Origin of the sequence: Tatumella ptyseos ATCC 33301 (assembly GCF_000735525.1) — a bacterium.
Taxonomy (GTDB): domain Bacteria; phylum Pseudomonadota; class Gammaproteobacteria; order Enterobacterales; family Enterobacteriaceae; genus Tatumella; species Tatumella ptyseos.
In genome coordinates, this window is record NZ_JMPR01000030.1 from 1 (window position 1) to 5,797 (window position 5,797).

Here is a 5,797-nt window from a genome sequence, read left to right on the forward strand (position 1 = left end):
AGTAGGCAAGAACACGAAAAAGATACAGGAATATATAAAGCACCAACTCGAAGCGGATAAAATGGGAGAGCAGTTGTCGATCCCTTATCCGGGAAGCCCGTTTACGGGCCGTAAGTAATCCAAAATGCAAATGTCAGATTGCGATGCGCCTGTTAGGGCGCTGCTGGTAAGAGAGCCTTACAGGCGCATTTGAAAAACCTCCGGCTATGCCGGAGGATACTTATTGCCGCATCAGCTCAGCAGTGTTTCGGCATAACGGTAAAGGGACTTCAGCAGGGATTGCTTACGTTCATCGTCCGCATAGAGGCTGGCGAGCTGCTCCAGCTCACTGATATATTGTTCAACCCGCACCGGATTCAGTGTTTCACGGCGATGTTCCAGCCAGCATTGCTGCTCACCATGATCGAGGGTTCCCGGAAAATTACGGGCACGATAGCGGAACAGCAGCGGCAGAATACGCTTATCGTCAAAAGTGATGTCCAGGGCTGGAAGATTACGCGGTTCGGTACCCCGGACGATATTCATCGCCTGACGGTCGGCATCGCTGAAGAAGCCGTCATACAGTTGAGCATCCACATCCTGAGTGGGTTCAAATTCACGCCCCTCAGCAAAGATAGCCACAACTTTCTCCCGTATGTCGGCATGTTGCCGGAGCAGCGCCAGATTATCCAGACAGAACTGGCGATCAATCCCCAGCCGGTCAGCATCCTCCGGGCGCAATGTGCTGGCCGGGGCCAGCACCGGGCACTTATTAATATGTACCAGTTTTAACGGGACCGGCGAGAGATCACCCCGCTGTTCGCGTGGGGTATAGAGACGTTCGCGCAGTTCATCCGCACTCTCCTGTAACAATGGCTGAATATCTCCGGCCAGGTCGAGAGTGATCAGTGCATTACGGTTATCCGGATGCCATGCCAGCGGAACTATCCAGCTGGTATTACCGCGGGCAGCCCCGAACATCCCGGAGACATGCACCAGCGGTTTCATCTGCGGAATATCGATAAGCGTCTGCAGCTTGTTTTTATTACGGTGGAGAAACAGGAAATCGAACAGTTTTGGCTGCTTTTCCCGCACCAGTTTCGCCATTGCGAGAGTGGCATACACATCAGACATGGCATCATGGGCCTGCTCGTGGCTGACATTATTTGCTTTGGTCAGATGTTCCAGCCGGAATGAAGGAAAACCCTCTTCATTTTCGGGCCAGACAATTCCTTCGGGGCGTAATGCATAGCAGGCACGCATGACGTCCAGTAAATCCCAGCGCGAATTACCATTCTGCCAGCTCCAGGCATAAGGGTCGTAGAAGTTACGGTAGAAAATATTGCGCGTAACTTCATCATCGAAACGTACGTTGTTATAGCCGATCACGCAGGTACCGGGTTCACTGAACAGGGCATGAATACGTTGCGCAAATTCAGCTTCACTGACACCTTGTGCCATCGCATGTTGCGGCGTGATGCCGGTGATCATGACCGCTTCCGGTTGGGGAAGGTAGTCATCGGCAGGCCGGCAGTAAAAGACTTCAGGTTCGCCGATGATATTGAAGTCTGCATCCGTGCGGATGCCGGCAAACTGTGCAGGGCGATCCAGTGCCGGATGCTTACCGAAGGTCTCATAATCATGGAAAAGGAAGGTAGGCGTTACTGATTCATTCTTTTTCATCCGAAACCTTCCTTTTCTTTCCTGTTATTTTATTAAATATCAATTCGTTATCGCTATAATTGCTCAATTAACAACCTTTTTTATCCTGAACTTTCCTTTGTTATCCTCTTTACTCCATGTGATATTTTGTACCATTCTTGTACCAACCACAATTTTTCGGGTGTACCAATTTTAGAATGGCTCTTTCAGACACGAAGCTAAGAACAATTTCAGGCAAAGCCTATACCGGACCCTCTGAGGTTACAGACTCTCATGGACTGAGCGCAAGGATATCACCAAAAGGAGTTATCAACTTCCAGTTCCGCTTTAAATGGCAGGGGAAGTTTCAGCGCATGAGCATTGGCCGGTATCCGTCCGTGTCTCTGAAAGATGCCAGAAACATTACTGATGAACTGAGGCTGCTGGTTGCTTCCGGCGCGGACCCGCGCTCTAAGTTTGACAGGGGGCAGAGTTCAAAGGCTACTCTTTCTGATTGCCTGAACTACTGGTATCAAAACTACGTAATTACGCAACTCAGGCCCAAGACCAGGGACTTATACAGTTCCACGGTAATGAAGGTAATGGATGGCGCATTTCGCTTTGTACCTATGGAAGATATTACTGCTAAGCAATGGGTCGATTTCTTTACTGTGCAGGAGCGGGAAAATCCACGCCGTGCCCGCCAGGTTCTTAGCCAGTTAAGAACGGCAACACACTGGTGCATCCGTAGGCAGTATATTGAATCTTCATCTGTGATGAATATTCTGCCTCGCGATTTTGGTACATCCTCCCAGGTGGGTGACAGGGTTCTTACTTATCCGGAGCTTGCACAGATATGGCTGAAAATAGACCGTAGCCGGGCATCAACGTCTAACAAGCTCCTTCATCAGATGCTGATGTTATGGGGGGCCAGAAACTCAGAGCTAAGGCAGGCCACTACGCAGCACTTTGATCTCGACAGCATGGTATGGACCACTCCTGCTGAACTGAGCAAGATGGGAAATATAATCCGCAGACCAATATTTCCGAAAATTGAGCCACTGCTTGAAAAGGCGCTGACAACATATAAAGGGATTTTGTTTCCGGGTGATGCGCTGGACAAGCCGATATCCATATCGGCGGCCAACAGGTATATAGGCAGGATTCGTGACGAGATGGATATCGGGTACTGGAGGGCGCACGATTTTCGCCGAACGCTCGTTACACGACTGTCTGAGCAGGGAGTTATGCCCCACGTCACCGAGAAGATGCTGGGGCATGATTTGGGCGGGATTATGGCTGTGTACAATAAGCATGACTGGATCGAAGAGCAGAAGCAGGGGTATGAGCTTCACGCGGATAAGATACTCTGGCACGTCAGGAAGCTATCTTCTGCTTAGAGCCGCCATTGTTTATCCAGCTTTGTACCTCCGATGGCCGGTATTGGTTCGGATGTGAACGTACCGGCTCCGGAAAGCAGCATTCCTTTCTGTAACGCCACATCGTATTAGGCGATCGGATGTTAAGGCAGGCCATTACTTCTTTTTCAGTGACGAGTTGCTCAATCTGCATAGCATTCTCCTTTACCCAACCCGCAGGCACGACGATACCGCCGGTGACCGGTGCGGGGATAGGGTGGTTTGGTTTAGTGGGTGGGGGTTACTTACCGTTGATGTGGGGATATTTCTTCAGCAGTTCAGTGGCTTTGAATAGCGGGCCCATGCCGATCCCCTTACGGTTGTTGTCTCGGTAGTTATCGAGGACGTCTTTAAGCATTTGCAATGCTTCATCGCGCTGCTTCAAGAAGTGAGAGTCGAGTTCGTTGCTCATTCAGACCTCAGTGACGTTTAAACTTCGCGGCGCGTTCGTGCTTCTCGGCATCTTCTCGGCAAGCTGCATCGCAATAGTGGCCTTTGTCGATCGCGTCGCTACAGCTATAGCACTTGCCAGTGAATGGCTTCGGTCGCGGGCGGTTCGCCATCGCAATCTTCAGTTGTTGCTGCTCCAGTTCTGAAGCCTGGTCGAGTGGGTCTGCGTACATAGTGGTTTCCTTTAGGCAATAAAAAACCGCCTCAGTGGGCGGCTGTATATATTTCTCTGAAAAAATCTCTAGAAATCCTGTACCTATAGATTAAATCAAAATCTCCAGTCATGAAGTCTAAGTTTGTATTAACGTTAACTCCATCAGTTTGTTCTTTTATTGATTTACACAATTGAGGATCTATCATTAGCAAAAAATTATCTTTTTGTTGGAAAGATGCCTGCGGGTCATTACATGAGTTAAGAATAACAACATGAGCTAAGCATATCAGCCTGATTAATGACTCTCGATCTGAATCCCTCAAAACCCTAATCGATTGACCATTGTAAACCTCTGATATTGATTTAGAGATTACTAATAGCTTCTCAAAACACTTCGATTGCTCATCTTTATCTCGAGTTGCTCTGTTGTATTTTGCTGACTTGGCGCTATCTCTTGCAGCTAACAGCGCCATCACAGCAGCTGTAACTGTTCCTATTGCTGAGGCAAGATTAATATAATCACTTGCATGCATACTCATGTTATTCCCCTATTTAATTCAACACCATAAGTATCACATCTTCCTTCTTACTTCACCACACACAAGCTCATGCTTAGGCTGGATATCTTTCATAGCCTCTATCTGATGCTCGCATTGTGTTATGTGTTGTGCTCAGTAAAAATATCTATAATAAAAACAGTTTAATTTTTAAGAATATAGTGATATATTTTCTTTCCCCCTCGCTCGCGAGGGAAATGGAGGGTTGGCCGAGCGGCTTAAGGCGCCTCACTTATAATGAGATTTACGTTGGAGACAGCGTAACGAGGGTTCGAATCCCTCACCCTATTTTAAAGGTCGCTTAGGCGGCCTTTTTCCTTTTAAGATTGTTATCTCAAACCGTCAGATTTCAAGAAAATAATCCAGTGAGTCTTATCACCCTTTCCGACACGCTGCCTAATCGTAGGCTTCTGGTCTGTAAGCTCAATTATCTTGCTGACTGGTATCTGTGTTTCATTCCATTTAAAAATCAATGTACCGTGTGGCCGTAGTACCCTAAATGCCTCTTTGAATCCCGAAGCTATATCATCACGCCAAGTGTCTTTGTTAAGGCAACCATACTTTTTGCGCATCCAGCTATTCTCACCGGCGCGGACTAGGTGAGGGGGATCGAATACCACTTGGGCGAATGATTCATCTTCAAACGGCAAGCTACGAAAATCGGCCATGACATCTGGGCTAATTACCAAATGACGACCATCACATAAAACATGCTCTTCTTCCCTGATGTCGCAGAAAGTTGTTCTATCGTCCTGTTTATTGAACCAGAACATTCGGGAGCCGCAGCACATGTCGAGAATTGTCGGTATCGAGATATCAGTCATGCTGCACGCTCCATTTCAGATAGGCCAACACGGACAGCATTCACGATACGGTCAAGGTACTGATATTTATGATTCGGTACAGAGGGCCATTTTGCGTACCACGGATCATCACCCAGCAGGCCAGGGAGTTTGTCACCTATCCTGCAATCGCAGCAGCTAACCTTAACGTCCTCAGCATCCTCAGCCTCTACCCACATTTCGCGGGCTTCATCGGAAGTTATTTCCTGGTGACGTCGCAATTTAATGATTTCGGTCTTCACGAAAGCAAGATTTGCATCATTGTCATCATCGACCGTACTTTCCATGCCAGGGTCAAAATATCCGATCAGGTATCCGTTGCTTACCCGTTTAATGAACTCCTGTACTGAGTCGCCGCCCATAGCGAACCATGATCCAGTCCATGCCTTTCCATAGCATGTAACAGTGATACAGCCTCTCCCTGGCTCATAGTTTTCAATCATCACCCGGACAGGATCTAATCGCTCCACACCGGAAATGATGAATGAGAGCACATTTGTTTTTTCGACTGTGACGCCGGTTGCTAATGATTCCACTTTGTTCCCTTGCACCAGTTCTGAGATATCCGGTAAGTGTCAAGGTAGTTGTCACCCCCGGTTAATTTAAGCCGCCTGTTTTTCCCGGTCCGGATTTAACGTTACCGGACCTTCCGGCTGCCAGTTTCTCGTTCTGCCAGACCACCTTTCAGGATGGGCCTGTCTCGCGCTCCGGTACAGTTTATCCCGTTGTTTCAGCAAAGCTCTGTCTTCTCCGCAA

At 48.1% G+C, this 5,797-nt stretch carries 7 protein-coding genes, 1 tRNA gene and 1 pseudogene; 3 read left to right on the forward strand and 6 right to left on the reverse strand.

What is annotated here, in order from left to right; all coding sequences use genetic code 11:
- A pseudogene (locus GTPT_RS08855) lies at window positions 1-118 on the forward strand (IS200/IS605 family transposase); the annotation flags it as partial.
- Between the two features lie 113 nt (window positions 119-231).
- Here GTPT_RS08855 and sbcB read toward each other — a convergent pair.
- Window positions 232-1,662, reverse strand: a complete 1,431-nt coding sequence (gene sbcB / locus GTPT_RS08860; protein WP_029990607.1) for an exodeoxyribonuclease I — start codon at window positions 1,660-1,662, stop codon at window positions 232-234.
- A 176-nt stretch (window positions 1,663-1,838) separates the two neighbouring features.
- Between sbcB and GTPT_RS08865 the strand changes: the two genes are divergently transcribed.
- The gene (locus GTPT_RS08865; protein WP_029990608.1) at window positions 1,839-3,020 is read left to right on the forward strand and encodes a tyrosine-type recombinase/integrase; all 1,182 of its coding nucleotides are present in this window, start codon (window positions 1,839-1,841) and stop codon (window positions 3,018-3,020) included.
- 259 nt (window positions 3,021-3,279) lie between these two features.
- On the opposite strand, the gene GTPT_RS17475 is transcribed toward GTPT_RS08865, so the two are convergent.
- Genes GTPT_RS17475 through GTPT_RS08875 form a run of 3 tightly spaced genes read right to left on the reverse strand, consistent with a single transcriptional unit; the run spans window position 3,280 to window position 4,181 of the window.
- A complete protein-coding gene (locus GTPT_RS17475) occupies window positions 3,280-3,450 on the reverse strand; it encodes a hypothetical protein (protein WP_156022691.1) in 171 nt (56 codons plus the stop codon).
- A gap of 7 nt (window positions 3,451-3,457) precedes the next feature.
- On the reverse strand, window positions 3,458-3,661 hold the full coding sequence (locus GTPT_RS08870) for a hypothetical protein (protein ID WP_029990609.1): 204 nt from the start codon (window positions 3,659-3,661) through the stop codon (window positions 3,458-3,460).
- 31 nt (window positions 3,662-3,692) lie between these two features.
- On the reverse strand, window positions 3,693-4,181 hold the full coding sequence (locus GTPT_RS08875; protein ID WP_029990610.1) for a hypothetical protein: 489 nt from the start codon (window positions 4,179-4,181) through the stop codon (window positions 3,693-3,695).
- Between the two features lie 217 nt (window positions 4,182-4,398).
- On the opposite strand from GTPT_RS08875, the gene GTPT_RS08880 reads away from it, so the two are divergent.
- Window positions 4,399-4,489, forward strand: a tRNA-Ile gene (locus GTPT_RS08880).
- Window positions 4,490-4,528: 39 nt separating this feature from the next.
- Here the strand turns inward: GTPT_RS08880 and GTPT_RS08885 are convergent.
- Complete coding sequence (locus GTPT_RS08885) at window positions 4,529-5,023, reverse strand: class I SAM-dependent methyltransferase (RefSeq protein ID WP_029990611.1); 495 nt, start codon at window positions 5,021-5,023, stop codon at window positions 4,529-4,531.
- Window positions 5,020-5,577: a phiTE_072 family protein gene (locus GTPT_RS08890; RefSeq protein WP_029990612.1), complete on the reverse strand. Its 558-nt coding sequence runs from the start codon at window positions 5,575-5,577 to the stop codon at window positions 5,020-5,022. Before GTPT_RS08890 ends, GTPT_RS08885 begins: the two co-directional genes overlap by 4 nt.
- Between the last annotated feature and the right edge of the window lie 220 nt (window positions 5,578-5,797).

Bases quoted from the DNA above. Each gene is read 5' to 3' on its own strand.
- sbcB (WP_029990607.1), bottom strand. From the start codon at position 1,662: ATGAAAAAGAATGAATCAGTAACGCCTACCTTCCTTTTCCATGATTAT.
- GTPT_RS08865 (WP_029990608.1), top strand. From the start codon at position 1,839: ATGGCTCTTTCAGACACGAAGCTAAGAACAATTTCAGGCAAAGCCTAT.
- GTPT_RS17475 (WP_156022691.1), bottom strand. From the start codon at position 3,450: ATGAGCAACGAACTCGACTCTCACTTCTTGAAGCAGCGCGATGAAGCA.
- GTPT_RS08885 (WP_029990611.1), bottom strand. From the start codon at position 5,023: ATGACTGATATCTCGATACCGACAATTCTCGACATGTGCTGCGGCTCC.
- GTPT_RS08875 (WP_029990610.1), bottom strand. From the start codon at position 4,181: ATGAGTATGCATGCAAGTGATTATATTAATCTTGCCTCAGCAATAGGA.
- GTPT_RS08870 (WP_029990609.1), bottom strand. From the start codon at position 3,661: ATGTACGCAGACCCACTCGACCAGGCTTCAGAACTGGAGCAGCAACAA.